The sequence below is a fragment of the Lentibacillus juripiscarius genome, from assembly GCF_042685205.1.
Taxonomy (GTDB): domain Bacteria; phylum Bacillota; class Bacilli; order Bacillales; family Amphibacillaceae; genus Lentibacillus; species Lentibacillus juripiscarius.
On the sequence record NZ_JBHUNA010000001.1, the window covers coordinates 45,694 to 60,437 of the forward strand.

Sequence of the window (14,744 nt, forward strand, 5' to 3'; positions counted from 1 at the left end):
CACTTTTTCTTCGTGCGATGTAACGCTGCCGCAGCTTTCCTTGTCCTGCGGGGTCTTCAGCTGTTGCTTTTCCCGCAGGAGTCGACTGGCCTCCACTCCAATCAACCATCAAAATAGAGATATAATTAAGCATCAAGTAAATATAATAAGATTACAAGTACAACACCAGCGGAGGACATACACCTGTGGGAGCAGAGGCCTAGATGAGACCCCGCAATGCGCAAGCACAAAGCAAGACTTCACTGAGTAATCTGCGACCTGCGAGGAGCGTATGCTTCACCGAGTTAGCTTGTAACGTGACGAGCATGAGGAGGCTCATCAGCCGCCCACGGAAAGCGACGAGCAAAACATCCACCGAGTTGGCTGCGAGTTGCGAGGAGCGTACACTTCGCCGAATCAGCTTGCAACGCGACGAGCACCCCAGTGTATTTCCGCAGCGGCAGTTTAACGCTCATACAAAGTTATATCGCACTTTATATCAACTGTACTGGAAAAAACATTAACGTATACGAAAAGAGCCGTTTTAATTGAGCTTATGGGACTCTCCTTTAACAAGGTAAATAATGCTCTCGCAAATATTTGTAATATGGTCAGCAAATCGTTCCATATACCGGGCGCTGAAGGCCATTTGCATAATATATTGGATTTTTTCCGGATTTGCTGCTGTTTCACTTAATAAATTCTGGATCATGCTTTCATATAAATCATCCACTGCATCATCCATTGCGGACAGCTTTCCAGCAATGGTAATATCCTCATACTGAAATGCCTGTATGGCAGTATGATTCATATCCATCACCATATTGCGCATTTCTTTTACCTTCTGAGGAATTGCTAAATGGTGCTCCTCTCCCAGACGAAGGGCTGATTCAGCAATATTCCTGGCATGATCAGCCATCCGTTCAACATCGGTCGTTATTTTCAGTGAAATAATGAGACGACGTAAATCGGTAGCTACCGGCTGCTGTTTCGCCATCATGACAATCGTTTGTTCATTTATTTCGTTCTCTCGCCTGTCTATTTCCCTATCCTGCTTTATAACCTTCTCAGCCAACATAACATCCTGATTGAACAAAGCGTCAACAGCCTTTCCAAGCGCATCTTCAGCAGTTTGTGCTAAATCTATTATATCTTTTTTAACCATGCTTAAATCAGCTTCAAAATGTTCCCTTCCAGCCACTTAACCCCTCCCTCACCTAATCAGCCGAATCGGCCAGTAATATAATCTTCGGTCCGTCTGTCTTCCGGGTTGGAAAATAATTTGTCTGTGTTTTCGAACTCAATTACTTCCCCATTAAGAAAAAAGGCTGTCTTGTCTGAGATCCGAGCAGCCTGCTGCATGTTGTGGGTAACAATGACAATACTGTAATCCTCTTTCAGACTTTGTACTAGCTCCTCCACTTTAGCCGTCGCTATTGGATCCAGGGCAGAAGTCGGTTCATCCATTAAAATAACGTCAGGCTCGATTGCCAGGCACCTTGCGATACATAGCCGCTGCTGCTGACCACCGGATAAACCGAATGCATTTTCTTGCAGGCGGTCTTTTACTTCATCCCATAACGCCGCGCCCTTTAGACTGTTCTCCACTATCTCATCAAGCACCTTCTTTTTGCGGATACCATGAATTTTCGGACCGTATGCGATATTGTCATAAATTGATTTCGGGAATGGATTTGGATGCTGGAAAACCATACCGACATCGGTCCTTAATTGTTCTACTTTGTAGTCCGGACTGAATATATCCTGTCCAGCATAACTGATACTTCCGCTCATGTTTACGGACGGAACCAATTCCACCATCCGGTTAAGTGATTTGATGAAGGTTGATTTCCCGCACCCGGATGGTCCGATGATTGCTGTTACCCGATTTTCCGGAATAGCAAGCTTCACGTCGTAGAGAGCCTGATCATTGCCATACCAGAGATTAAAATTATCAACATTGTAAATGGACTTTTTTACATCTTCTTTTTCGTTCTCCACTGCATTTGCAAGAAAGATACGTTTACTCTCTAAAGCTGTACTCATGGAAAAAACCTCCGATTAAAGTCGTTTTGTAAGCTTATTTCGTATAAACACAGCAACCGAATTCATCAAGAGCAGGATAACCAGCAATACGATAATGCCTGCAGAAGCCACCAGATGAAATTCTTCCTGTGGTCTTCCGGTCCAATTGAATATTTGGATCGGCAGTACTGTAAAACCAGACCATACATTTTCCGGCAAATAGGCAATAAAAGACAGAGCGCCAATCATCAAAAGCGGGGCTGTTTCACCGATCGCCCGTGACAATGCAAGAATACCACCGGTCAGAATACCGGGAATGGCGGCAGGCAGCACCACACGAAGAACTGTCTGCCATTTCGTTGCTCCCATTGCAAAGGATGCTTCATACTGATCCTTGGGAATAGCCCGTATCGCCTCCTGGGAAGACACAACAATAATTGGCAGAATCAACAGACTCATCGTCAATCCGCCTGCCATAATACTTCTGCCCATATCCATCAGCCGAACAAACACGGTAAGGCCTAACAGACCAAAGACAACCGATGGAACCCCGGCAAGATTCGAGATGTTCATTTGAATAAACCGGGTAATCTTATTTTCCTTTGCATATTCCTCAAGGTAAATGGCGGTCCCGACACCGAGTATAAGTGATACAGGAGCCGTAACTGCCATCAGCCATAATGAACCAATGATGGCTGCTTTAATTCCCGCCTCTTCCGGAAACCTGGAAGCGAAACTCGTTAAAAAGCTCCAATCGAGATAGCTTGTGCCTTCTGAAAAAATACGATAGAGCAACACCGCCAAAACAAGCATTCCAAAACCAGCTGCAAGAAAAAAGATTGATCTGGCCAGCTGGTTTTTGACGAGCCGCTTGCCCATGCTGTTCTGAACCGTTTGTTTATTGACCAGATTCATCTCAATAGTCCTCCTTAAAGCGCCGAGAAATATAGTGCGATACTAGATTCATGATTAATGTGAACACAAATAAGGTCATCCCCACTGCATAAATGCTGTAATATGCTGTGGAACCATATGATGCATCCCCGAGGCTCACTTGAACAATATAACCAGTCATTGTCTGGATTGATTCCGTGGCATCCCACGTCAGCTTTGGCGTAGCACCGGCAGCTACAGCGACGATCATCGTCTCCCCAATCGCGCGTGATATGCCAAGAACAAATGAAGCTATAATTCCAGATAATGCTGCCGGGACAACTACTTTCATAGCCACTTCCAGCCGTGTGGACCCCATTGCTAACGCACCTTCCCTCATGGAACCCGGCACCGAGCGAAGTGCATCCTCAGACAGCGATGCAATCATCGGAATAATCATGACGCCGACGACAATCCCAGGACTAAGTGCATTGAAAATGGGTAAATCCTGAATAATTGTTTCCAGAACAGGTGTCACAAATGTCAGAGCAAAGAAACCGTAAACGATGGTCGGAATCCCTGCCAAAACTTCCAGAACCGGTTTTATAATTTTACGTGTCCGCTCCGGGGCAAATTCACTTAAATAAATAGCTGATGCAAGTCCGGCTGGAAGAGCGACAAGCATGGCAATAACCGTAATCAGCATGGTTCCACCTATTAACGGAAGAACACCGTACGTTGGGTCTTCACCAAACGGCCACCACTCCGTTCCCGTAATAAATTCCAAAAATGAAACCCTGCTGAAAAATGTGATAGTTTCGACAAGCAATGTCAGGATAATCCCAACCGTCGTAAGAACCGATATTGTCGCACACAGGAAAAAGAATACAGGTGCAGCCTTTTCTGTAAAACGCAAGAAAAATCGATTTGTTTTTCGCTGTTTGATCCTATTTTTTACATTTACTGACATGCAATAACCTCTCTTCATTGGGTAACCTGTCTACTTCTCATGGCAAACGTAGGAAGTGAGAAAAGCGTACGAAATCTTTTCTCACCTGCCTCCCACCTATTTACCGGCTATTTCATCAACCTTTTGCAAAGCTTTTTCATATCCACTTTCCGGTTTACCAACGTACCCTACTGCTTCTGCCATTTTACCGGCATTTTCAAGTGCATACGTTGTAAAATCATACACTGCATCTTGTTTCAATGCTTCATGTTTAACATAGATAAATAACGGCCGTGAAAATGGATTATAAGCACCCGACTGAATGGTTTCTTTGCTTGGTTTGACTGCCTTTCCATCACTATTCACAATCGGGACCGCTTTTAAATTATCCTTGTTTTCAGCATAATAGGCATATCCAAAGTAACTGATGCCATTAGGGGAACCCATTACCCCTTGGACAAGGACATTGTCATCTTCTGATAATGATGCATCTTTACGAATTTGCGTATCCCCAAGAACAACTTCGCTGAAATAATCAAATGTGCCGGAGTCCGCTCCAGGGCTATAAAACTCAATTTCTTTTTCAGGCCAGCCTTCTTTCACATCTGCCCATGTTTCTACACCGCCATCCTCGGACCACATTTTTTTTAACTGGTCAACCGTCAGTTTATTAACCCAGTCGTTTTCTTTATTAACGACAATGGAAAGACCATCAAGAGCGACTTCGAATTCGGTATAGTCATCAATACCCGCATCCTTAAGCGCCTGCTTTTCTGCTTCTTTGATTGGCCGGGAGGCATTGGAGATATGCGTTTCGCCTGCAGCGAACTTTTCAAATCCGCCACCGCTACCGGAAACACCAATATTGACCCGGGCATCGGGATTTTGTTTTTGATAATCTTCAGCTATAGCTTCCATGATTGGAAAAACAGTAGATGATCCATCCACGACTACTTCGGACGACCCGTTTCCTTCACTTTTCTTTCCTCCATCATTCCCCTGTGCATTATTGCTTCCTTCTGCATTGCCGCATGCAGCTAACAGCAGTGACATGGTGATTGCCACAAGTAGAAATAGCGATCTCATACCACAAAAGCCCCCTGTCGTTATTTTTTGTCAGAAAAGGAATGTCGTTTCCCCCCCCTGCAATTCCTATCATAACTAATCAGTTTTAACTGCCTATTAATTGAGTGTAAAAATAACGTAAAGAATAACTTCCCATAAGTGCCGAAGTGTAAAATAAAAAGCCTGAACACTGCAACAAGTGCTCAGGCTGGTATCTGTCTTTACTCTTCATCTTTTTTGTCTTTTAAATTAAAATACGCATCCAAAATCCCTTTCCCAATTTCATGGTTAATCGGATGTTTATTGCCTGTTCCTGCCTTCGGAACAATAAGGGCAAAAGCTACCTCTGGATCATCATGTGGGGCATAGCCGATGAGTGCCAGGTTTTCCGCATCGCGTACTTTTTTTCCATCATCATAAACGTCTGCTTCTGCAGTTCCAGTTTTACCGGCAATATCATACATAGCATAGGGTTTATCGTCAAAATGGGTATACGCGGTACCACCAGGTTCTTGAAATACCTGCCGGAACCCTTCCTGTACGCGGTTGATATACTTCTGGTCCATGTCTATCCGGTTCATGAATTCCGTGTTATTACTTTTGTATACCGGACCAAGCTCCTCACTGTGTGGGACCGGGTTACGAATCGCCTTTAGGAAATGCGGCCGGATGCGATAGCCGTCATTGGCAATCGTTGACACGTACTGTGCCATTTGCATGGTTGTATACGTATCATATTGCCCAATCGCCAGGTCCAAGAGATTTCCTGCAAGTGGATCACTACCTTGATACCCGATTGACTCCGATGGAAAATCGATGCCCGTCGAAACACCAAGACCAAACTGACTGTAGTACCTGCGCATTTCAGTAAATGCTTTCGGGTCAAAATTAAGCGGTTCATTTCGCTGATAGTTAAAGTCGCCACCCATGCGCATGGCAATATAGAACATATATACGTTAGAGGAACGCTTCAGCGCTTCATAGTCATTGACCCACTGCAGATTTTTCCAAGAACTTTTTTCCGGCGTTCCTTTTATCTTGATCGGTGTATCATAAAACCGCTGGCCAGGTTTTATCACACCGGATTCATACCCAGCAAGCATTGTCGCGCCTTTGACAGCTGAACCCGGGCTGTATGCACTGTGTATCGTACGCTGACCGGCATTTTGAAATTCCTTCTCCTCCCGGTTGTAGTATTGTCCACCGGCGGCCAGGATTTCCCCTGTCTGAGGATCCATCATAACAGCAAGTGCCGTATCCATATAATGATTTTCATATGGCTGGTTCTGGATGGCCGTTTTTAATTCTTGGCGCAACACCTTGTTTACTTCTTTCTGGAGTTCCATATCGATGGTGAGGACCAAATCTTTCCCGCGCTGCCCTTCGACGGCTACATCCGAATCAACGATTGTGCCATTTTTATCTGTTGTATACTGAATTTTCTCTTTCCGACTGCGTAGGACGCTTTCATACTGCTCCTCGAGACCACTTCGGCCAACACGGTCATTCCGGCTGTAGCCCCTCGTCATGTAATAATCTTCTTTTGCGGCTAATATGCCCTGTTTTTCCGATGTAATATTGCCCGCAAACGACTGAAACGTGCTGCCGTATGGATACTTACGGTTCCAGTCTGTGGAGGCGTTAATTCCGGGCAGCTCATCCAGATGCTCAGCCACACGTGCAAATTCTTCAGGAGTTACTTCTTTTCCCTTAATAATGATTTGCGGTGTAAGGGCCATTGCTTTGTCCATTTCTTTTTTAATGGCCATTACTTCACGCTGCTGTTGGCTGAAATTATCAAACGCAACTTCTTCTTCTTTAATCCGTTCAAGCATCGTACTGTATTGCTCACTATTATCCATTTCTTCAATTTCTTTATCTGTGAGCCGGCTTTTTGCTTCTTTCGTATTTTGAATATACCAGTATTCTTTTCGGTTCCGTAATGTAAGACCATACTGTTTATCTTTTCCCGGGTCCATGGAAATGTACTTAGCTAATTTCTCTGCCACGTCGAGTCTATCTTCTGCCTGTGTTCCTTTTTCCGGCGTATACGTAATTGCATATTCAGCATCGTTCCCAACGATTAAATTTCCGTTTCGGTCATACATTTTACCACGCGGAACTGGAATTTCCGTGAAATCATTGGATGTCCGGTCAATTTCCGCCTGGAATGCTTCCCCATTCAGGATCTGAACAACCCCAAGCTGCAAAACCAGCAGTGAAAATAACAAAAACACGGCAAAAAACAGTATATTTAAACGAAAGGGCAACTGGGCCTTTTTCCTTTTCTTTATGTTAGCCATATCTCTCTCCCTCACCCTTTAAAATTGTACAGCTTCATTATACCATTTTTGCCTTCTGATTCTAACAGGAATCATCGATTTTTTTCATCTGTCACTGGCTCCTTCGTGATGGGTTCATTTGTACCGGCTGCCCCGAGGTAAATATCCTTGACAAACAGATAAATCACAATATGACCCAATCCGAAGAAGGCGAGCAGGTATGGAATAATGACTTCTGCTGAAACCAATGATATCGCAATAAGAAACACAACAATGGCTGTCACCCTGCCAATATTGGCAAACACCTCCCGAACAACAATATACTCCACCCGAAGTTCTTTCGCTTTCCATGCCTTTCCAATCACATCGAACGTCATGGAAAAGTATGGTACGTTGACCACAGGATAGGCAATACCGATTAATGCCGCATAAATCATCAACTGAACATACCCAGTATCAAACAAAATAATATAGATCGAGAAATACAGGATAAGCGCTCCCGTTAGTATAAACTTTTTCCGCATGGATGGTTTAATCCATCTGGTAACAATGAAGTAAAACACAAAGGACAAACCAGAAAGAAACAGGTTGAACATCCCAAGTGAAAATTCACTGCCGGTTGAAAGAAACACCCATATGGAAATCACAAATAAAAAGATTCCTTCCCGTAGTCCTTGTGAAATATGGGCGTTTAGGATTTTTCGCCAGTTTTTATTGTGGTTCCACTCCGTCAGTACACGCTTGAAATGAAACCGTCCTTCTGCCTGCCGCCGTTTAAGAAAAAAGCTGCAGACAACTGCACCAATAAACAGGCTGAACGAAATTGTAAAAATGACTGTATACCCAATAGTTTCTTCCATTCTGGCGATGAGCGTCCCCGCAAGCAATGGGCCAATCATACCAGCAAATGACTGCAAGACACCTAAGAACCCATTAAAAAAGTCCCTGGATTCAGGTTCCGTGATTTCAAATGTAAGCACATTGAATGCCAGCCAGTAAAATCCAAAGCCGATTCCAAGTAAACTGCCGAGCATAAAGTTATACGTTGCTGCTTTATCGGCAACCAGCAGGACACTCAGAAAAAAGAGAGATAAAAATATGACCCCCAATCGGAGTACAATGACACGGTCAACTTTTTTGGCAATTTTTCCTGCAAGAATGAATGTCACCGGCTGGAACAGATAAATACCAAGATTGTAAAAAGCAATCGTGCTGTAATCCCCTGCTTGGCGCCATAAATAAATGTTCACAAAGGTATTGGAAAGGAAAATACTTAGTGAGTACAGACCACCTATGACAAGCAGTAAAATAAGATCACGGTTTATATCCATTTTTCCTGTAAAGGCTTGTAAGCTTTTGTGCATAATATCCATTGCTCCTTTTTGTTCATTTATAGTGTGAGCAAATTAGAGCATGGATATGTAATGCCGAAAATGTTAAAAATAAGCATGTATACCCCATCACATCAAATGTCTTTATCGTTGGGTATAAAAAAACACGGGTATTTTTCCCGTGTTTTTTAAAGAAGCGTTCATTTATTATTTAGCTTCGTTATAATTCTTAGCAACCTCGTCCCAATTTACAACATTCCAGAATGCTGCCACATAGTCAGGACGGCGATTTTGGTAATTAAGATAGTAAGCATGTTCCCAAACGTCAAGGCCTAAAATCGGTGTTTTTCCATCCATAATCGGTGTATCCTGGTTAGGTGTGCTTGTCACTTCGAGTTCACCATTATGAACAACGAGCCAAGCCCAGCCTGATCCAAAACGGCCTTTTGCGGCTGTCTCAAACGTTTCTTTAAATTTGTCGAAACTGCCGAATTTATCATTGATTTTGTCAGCAAGCTCACCGGTAGGTTCACCGCCGCCGTTTGGTGACATTACTTTCCAGAACAGACTATGGTTAGCGTGTCCACCGCCATTATTACGTACAGCCGTACGGATATCTTCCGGTACAGCGTCAAGATTGCTGAGCAGATCCTCAAGTGATTTCTCTTGAAGGTCTGCTTTACCTTCCAGTGCCGCATTCAGTTTGGTAACGTAAGTATTGTGATGCTTCGTGTGGTGAATATTCATCGTTTCTTTGTCAACAGTTGGTTCTAAAGCATCGTATGCATATGGTAGTTCTGGCAGTTCAAATGGAGCCATTTTATACATCCTCCCTTAGATCTTTTATTAAAAGGATTGAAGATTCAACCTTTTAATCTTACCGTACCAAAGGTCGGTTACACTTGCAAACAATATGCATGTTTTTAAAGTGCCAACAGTTATAAGCAGTACCGTCATGTTTTGGATTTCATTTTGTGCAAAAGAAAAACAAGCAAGTATGCTTGTTTGGAAAAATGGCTCGGGACGGAATCGAACCGCCGACACACGGATTTTCAGTCCGTTGCTCTACCGACTGAGCTACCGAGCCGTATGATATTAAAAATTTCTTGCTATCATCACTTAATCTCTTCAGGTTTGGTGCTCGTCACGTTGCAAGTAATTTCAGTGTTGATTACGTTCCTCGCAGGCCTGCACTTAGGTGATGTTTCGGTGTTGCTAGCGGCCAGCTACCGAGCCGTATGATATTAAATTTCTTGCTATCATCACAATTGCACTTACAATCACATTTGATAACTGTTAAATATGTATGGAGGAGGTAGAGGGATTCGAACCCCCGCGCGGTTTGACCCGCCTGTCGGTTTTCAAGACCGATCCCTTCAGCCAGACTTGGGTATACCTCCGAATGTCAATGGTGGACCCTGCAGGATTCGAACCTGCGACCGATCGGTTATGAGCCGATAGCTCTGACCAGCTGAGCTAAGGGTCCACTTTAAATTTTAGTATGGGGCGACCGGTGGGGATCGAACCCACGAGTGCCGGAGCCACAATCCGGTGCGTTAACCACTTCGCCACGACCGCCATTAGGAATGAAATAGCGGTGGAGGGGATCGAACCCACGACCTCACGGGTATGAACCGTACGCTCTCGCCAGCTGAGCTACACCGCCATATGGCTCCACAGGCAGGATTCGAACCTGCGACCGATCGGTTAACAGCCGATAGCTCTACCGCTGAGCTACTGTGGAATAATTTTTATGATATTATATCAAAATTGTTGTACTCTTCCTAGCAGACCTTTACATAAAAGGCTGTCCAAAGACGACGTAACCTTCATGTTGCTGCATGTTTTTATCAGCGACGAAATATAATTTATCATGTTCGGCAGAATATGTCAATAACTTTTGCTCACAAAATTTATGTAAGGCCGAAAAAACAAATCAGCAACAGACAACATTAATAACTATAGCATGTTCAATCCATATTATCAATAGTGAATAAAGGAAAAAATTTTACGTATTTACATGAAATGAAGTCCGACTTTAGACATACAAAAATACCGGCAGCAGCCAATATGCAGCCGTGCCGATATTTCGTACCCATTAAAGGACGTCGCGAACTTAGGTCCTATTGATCCTCTTTGACACGCAATTTTGAGCACGTACAATAAGTGTTGTTTATTCATCCAAAATCGCTTCAGCAATATTTACTGCATGATCGGCAATACGTTCAAGATTGCTGATAATATCCACAAACACAATTCCCGCTGATCCGGTACATAAGCCTTCATTCATCCGGATGATATGTTTCTTTCGGAAATCCCGTTCCATTTTATCAATTTGATCTTCTTTCTGCATGACCGCCAGTGCCTTTTCGCGGTCCATTTTATCCAATGTTTCGACAGATTCCTTAACTGTCATAATCGTCAAATCAAACATATTATTCAGATCTTCCTGAGCTTGTTCGGTTATATGGACTTTGTTGGATATTTTATAATCTATCAGTTCAATAATGTTTTCAAAATGATCTCCTATGCGTTCTATATCACGTACAGAGTCCATCAGAAGCGTATGCTTGGTACTGTCCAGTTCAGACATATATACACCTGACAATTCAACTAAATAATCCGTTATCTCTCGGTCGAGGTTGTTGAGTGCACCTTCGATTTGCATTGACATTTCCGAATGCTTCTGGCTTTTCGTTGTTAAATATAAGTTGGTCTCTTCAAGCCCTTTGTACGAGTATTCACCCATACGAATAATCTCAGCTTTTGCCTGGTCAAGTGCTAATGTAGATGATTGCTGGATAAAAATTGGATCCAGATGCTTTGGCTTATATTCCACAACTGTATCGTCACCAGGAATAATTTTTGTTACTATCCATGCAAGTGCACCGATGAAAGGAAATTGAATAATCAGGTTGACAAGGTTAAAGCTTCCATGCGCAAAGGCTATCGTCATTTCCGGATTAAGATCTAATAAGGATTGCAAATAAATAACGTAATTCGTAAAAAAGCCCAAAAGAAGCAATACGACAGTCGTACCAGCCAGATTAAAAATAACGTGAACATATGCTGCCCGTTTGGCGGCTACCGTTGCACCGATGGAAGCAAGGACTGCCGTGATGGTTGTTCCTATATTGTCCCCGAATAATACGGGCAATGCGGCCTTCAATTCAATTGCACCTTCAGAAAACAGCCCCTGCAGAATACCAATCGTGGCACTGGAACTTTGCACAACAAATGTAAACAATGTACCAATAACGACACCAAGTATCGAATGCTCACTCATACTCAGTGTGAGTTCTTGAAATGCCTCAAGACTTCTTAATGGTGACATCCCGCTGCTCATCAGCTCAAGGCCAAAGAACAGTGCCCCGAAGCCAAATATAGCCTGTCCGAGATTATTCACTTTTTGGTTTTTAAAGAAAAACAGTAAGAAACAGCCAACAGCTATAATCGGCAGGGCATATTGACCCAGATCAATCCCTATAATGAAAGCAGTTACCGTTGTACCAACATTGGCACCCATAATAACACCAATAGCTTGTCTTAGAGTCATAAATCCAGCGTTAACGAGCCCGACCGTCAACACTGTAGTCCCTGAACTGCTCTGAATAAGGATTGTCACTACGATACCTGCAAGCACACCAAGGAACGGGTTGCTCGTTGTTTTGTCAAGTATATCCCGCAGTCGGTCGCCCGCAGACTTTTGAAGTCCTTCCCCCATATATTTGATGCCAAGCAGAAATATGCCAAGTCCGCCAATAAATTCAAATATCAGTGTTTGCACATCGATATCCAAAGAAACGCCACCCTTCATGTAGAAAACTGTCACATACCTTCCCCATTATTAATGGATTCGACAGCGTTTGTAAAGTATATCTCGAAAAATTAACATAAAGTTTACATTCACCTTTTTTCCCGTGTGCTCCTGGTTATAATTTGCCCGAATGGATCATTGGGAACGTACATGAAAACTTGCGTAAGTAGTCGACTGTGTAGGTTCTCTTTCGGCTGCAGCAGTAATAAATCAGATGTATTAGCATAAATATCAAACGAAAAGGTATTTGGCTGTAGAGCTGTATAAAGGAATGAGAAATTATGAAGCGACTCGGATTGTACATTTTTATTGGATTGTTTCTCATTAGTATTTATAAAGACCTTACCACAGGATTACTTCCGGAAAACACGACAGAACAAACGGATGAAAACAGGGTCGAAAAAGAGAGTCTGACAGGAATCCGTGCAGAAGTGGACAAGGGGGATACCGTGCTGTCAGTTGTCGAAAAAATAAATGAACAACTTGGTAAAGTTGACATTCCGGAAATACGAGCCGATTTCAAAACATTAAATCCCCATACAGATCCCCTCCGTATCGAATCTGGTGAATATTACTATTTCCCGCTGTATGAAAAAGGGGCTGAATAAATCTTCAGCCCCTTTTGTTATACGAATGGCAAGACAAATAATCGGATGAGAATGGATATTGCACCTACAATTATCGCGGAGTTACCAAGTGTTTCTGCACCCCGATTTCTTGAAATGAAGCCTAGGATTATCCCGGCACCGCCGAGTATGATTGGCATCATGAAAAAAGAAATCACTGACAATGCCACACCAATCCAGCCAAAAGCTCCGGTGGCTTCTGTGTCATCATCCTCAGTATCCGCGATATCGTCCGCGGTCATTTCTGCGGCAAATTCCTCATCACGTCTACTTTGTACATCCTCGATATCCGGTTCGTCGCCATTAAAATTGGTTGCAACCATATCGTCCGTGTCCGGCTGTTCCTCAAGCTTCGGTCCATTTTCCGAGCTATTTATCCTGCGGTTTGTTTCATCCATCAGCATGACCTCTCTTTCTTTGATGAGGTGCGTTTATAGCTTATGGATGTCCGCGGTTTATCATGCTGGTACTTATTGTAAGTGATAAGGGGAGAGAGTAAATTTTTTGGAGCTAATGCATACAGTACATCAGATCACTTTTTAAGGGGAGAGAATATGTCGTCGTTTATCAAACAGTTCGTGAAAACTAAGATGAAACAGCTGTCGGCAGATGAGCTGCTCCATTACGCACATGAATATAACTTTTCCATTTCCAGAAAACAAGCAAATGCCATCACTTCCTATTTACAAACACATACGGTTGATCCTTTCAGCTCCAGGAGCCGCAAAAAAATGTTTCGAGAGCTTGCCCGCATAACGGATGAAAATACAGCAAAAAAAGCGGAAAAGCTGTTCCAGGAAACCATTAAAGCGTACGGTCTGGAACATTTGTTTTAGAAAAGAATGTTATAAGTAGGCAGGAATAACGTGCGAGACATTATTCCTGCTTATATTACTGATTGACAATTTTTTCTTTCAAGCCCGAATCAAATGAGCCATCCCGGATCATATCAATTTCAAATTTATATGGGGGCTTTTTGTTTTTCTTATCTTCACCTACAAATGGTGTTTCAAGGATTTTAGGCAACTCTTCCAATTGCGGATGTGTAATGACATGGTGGAGCCCTTCGAAACCAATATGACCGAACCCGATATTTTCGTGACGGTCTTTTTGGGCGCCTTGTTCATTCTTACTATCATTCACATGAACGACCTTTAAGCGGTCCAGCCCAATAATACGGTCAAATTCATCCAGTACGCCATCAAAGTCATGGACAACATCATACCCCGCGTCATGGATATGACATGTATCCAGGCAAACAGAAAGCTTTTCATTATGGGTCACCCCGTCCATAATTGCAGCCAGTTCGTCAAATGTGCGCCCAATTTCTGATCCTTTACCAGCCATCGTTTCCAATGCTATCTGAACATTCTGGTTTGGATCAAGCACTTCATTGAGCCCTTCAATAATTTTAGGAATCCCTTTGTCCGCCCCTTGTCCGACATGTGAGCCAGGGTGGAGGACAATTTGTTCGGCTCCAATTGCGCTTGTACGATCAATTTCATTCCGCAAAAAATCCACGCCCAATTCAAACGTTTCCTTTTTCGTTGTGTTGCCTATATTAATGATGTATGGTGCATGGACAACAACATCAACGATACCGTTCTCCGCCATATGCTGTCTTCCAGCTTCAATATTTAATTCTTCAATCGGCTTCCTTCTTGTGTTCTGTGGTGCACCGGTATAAATCATAAACACATTTGATCCATATGAAACTGCCTGCTCACTCGACCCTTGAAGCATTTTTTTCCCGCTCATGGATACGTGTGATCCAATCTTTAACATTTCCTCACCCCA

At 43.1% G+C, this 14,744-nt stretch carries 13 protein-coding genes and 6 tRNA genes; 2 read left to right on the forward strand and 17 right to left on the reverse strand.

Annotated elements, in window-relative coordinates; all coding sequences use genetic code 11:
- Positions 1-523 precede the first annotated feature (523 nt).
- From phoU to ACFSUO_RS00350, 15 genes are all read right to left on the reverse strand, one after another.
- Positions 524-1,180 carry a phosphate signaling complex protein PhoU gene (gene phoU / locus ACFSUO_RS00280; RefSeq protein WP_382389926.1) on the reverse strand — a complete coding sequence of 219 codons (657 nt, stop codon included), beginning with the start codon at positions 1,178-1,180 and terminating at the stop codon, positions 524-526.
- A 20-nt stretch (positions 1,181-1,200) separates the two neighbouring features.
- Positions 1,201-2,025 (reverse strand): phosphate ABC transporter ATP-binding protein PstB, encoded by an 825-nt coding sequence (pstB, locus tag ACFSUO_RS00285; RefSeq protein WP_382389927.1) that lies wholly within the window; start codon positions 2,023-2,025, stop codon positions 1,201-1,203.
- Positions 2,026-2,040: 15 nt separating this feature from the next.
- Complete coding sequence (gene pstA, locus ACFSUO_RS00290) at positions 2,041-2,919, reverse strand: phosphate ABC transporter permease PstA (RefSeq protein WP_382389928.1); 879 nt, start codon at positions 2,917-2,919, stop codon at positions 2,041-2,043.
- Between the two features lies 1 nt (position 2,920).
- Positions 2,921-3,847, reverse strand: coding sequence for a phosphate ABC transporter permease subunit PstC (gene pstC / locus ACFSUO_RS00295; protein ID WP_382389929.1), 927 nt, complete (start codon positions 3,845-3,847; stop codon positions 2,921-2,923).
- A gap of 96 nt (positions 3,848-3,943) precedes the next feature.
- Positions 3,944-4,912 carry a PstS family phosphate ABC transporter substrate-binding protein gene (locus tag ACFSUO_RS00300; protein ID WP_382389930.1) on the reverse strand — a complete coding sequence of 323 codons (969 nt, stop codon included), beginning with the start codon at positions 4,910-4,912 and terminating at the stop codon, positions 3,944-3,946.
- Positions 4,913-5,112: 200 nt separating this feature from the next.
- Complete coding sequence (locus ACFSUO_RS00305) at positions 5,113-7,194, reverse strand: peptidoglycan D,D-transpeptidase FtsI family protein (RefSeq protein ID WP_382389931.1); 2,082 nt, start codon at positions 7,192-7,194, stop codon at positions 5,113-5,115.
- A 71-nt stretch (positions 7,195-7,265) separates the two neighbouring features.
- The gene (locus tag ACFSUO_RS00310; RefSeq protein ID WP_382389932.1) at positions 7,266-8,537 is read right to left on the reverse strand and encodes an MFS transporter; all 1,272 of its coding nucleotides are present in this window, start codon (positions 8,535-8,537) and stop codon (positions 7,266-7,268) included.
- Between the two features lie 174 nt (positions 8,538-8,711).
- Positions 8,712-9,323, reverse strand: coding sequence for a superoxide dismutase (locus ACFSUO_RS00315; RefSeq protein ID WP_382389933.1), 612 nt, complete (start codon positions 9,321-9,323; stop codon positions 8,712-8,714).
- A 195-nt stretch (positions 9,324-9,518) separates the two neighbouring features.
- Positions 9,519-9,591: transfer RNA gene (locus ACFSUO_RS00320), tRNA-Phe, on the reverse strand.
- A gap of 220 nt (positions 9,592-9,811) precedes the next feature.
- Positions 9,812-9,904, reverse strand: a tRNA-Ser gene (locus tag ACFSUO_RS00325).
- A gap of 9 nt (positions 9,905-9,913) precedes the next feature.
- Positions 9,914-9,990 (reverse strand) — tRNA-Ile (locus ACFSUO_RS00330).
- Between the two features lie 16 nt (positions 9,991-10,006).
- Positions 10,007-10,082 (reverse strand) — tRNA-His (locus ACFSUO_RS00335).
- 14 nt (positions 10,083-10,096) lie between these two features.
- Positions 10,097-10,170, reverse strand: a tRNA-Met gene (locus ACFSUO_RS00340).
- A gap of 3 nt (positions 10,171-10,173) precedes the next feature.
- Positions 10,174-10,248, reverse strand: a tRNA-Asn gene (locus tag ACFSUO_RS00345).
- A gap of 429 nt (positions 10,249-10,677) precedes the next feature.
- The gene (locus ACFSUO_RS00350; RefSeq protein ID WP_382390208.1) at positions 10,678-12,303 is read right to left on the reverse strand and encodes a Na/Pi cotransporter family protein; all 1,626 of its coding nucleotides are present in this window, start codon (positions 12,301-12,303) and stop codon (positions 10,678-10,680) included.
- Between the two features lie 299 nt (positions 12,304-12,602).
- On the opposite strand from ACFSUO_RS00350, the gene ACFSUO_RS00355 reads away from it, so the two are divergent.
- Positions 12,603-12,929, forward strand: a complete 327-nt coding sequence (locus ACFSUO_RS00355) for a hypothetical protein (RefSeq protein WP_382389934.1) — start codon at positions 12,603-12,605, stop codon at positions 12,927-12,929.
- Positions 12,930-12,946: 17 nt separating this feature from the next.
- Here ACFSUO_RS00355 and ACFSUO_RS00360 read toward each other — a convergent pair whose 3' ends face one another.
- Complete coding sequence (locus ACFSUO_RS00360; protein ID WP_382389935.1) at positions 12,947-13,345, reverse strand: hypothetical protein; 399 nt, start codon at positions 13,343-13,345, stop codon at positions 12,947-12,949.
- A gap of 156 nt (positions 13,346-13,501) precedes the next feature.
- Here ACFSUO_RS00360 and ACFSUO_RS00365 point away from each other — a divergent pair, with 156 nt between their 5' ends.
- A complete protein-coding gene (locus ACFSUO_RS00365) occupies positions 13,502-13,783 on the forward strand; it encodes a DUF2624 domain-containing protein (RefSeq protein ID WP_382389936.1) in 282 nt (93 codons plus the stop codon).
- 55 nt (positions 13,784-13,838) lie between these two features.
- On the opposite strand, the gene ACFSUO_RS00370 is transcribed toward ACFSUO_RS00365, so the two are convergent.
- Positions 13,839-14,732 (reverse strand): deoxyribonuclease IV, encoded by an 894-nt coding sequence (locus ACFSUO_RS00370; RefSeq protein WP_382389937.1) that lies wholly within the window; start codon positions 14,730-14,732, stop codon positions 13,839-13,841.
- Positions 14,733-14,744: the final 12 nt, after the last annotated feature.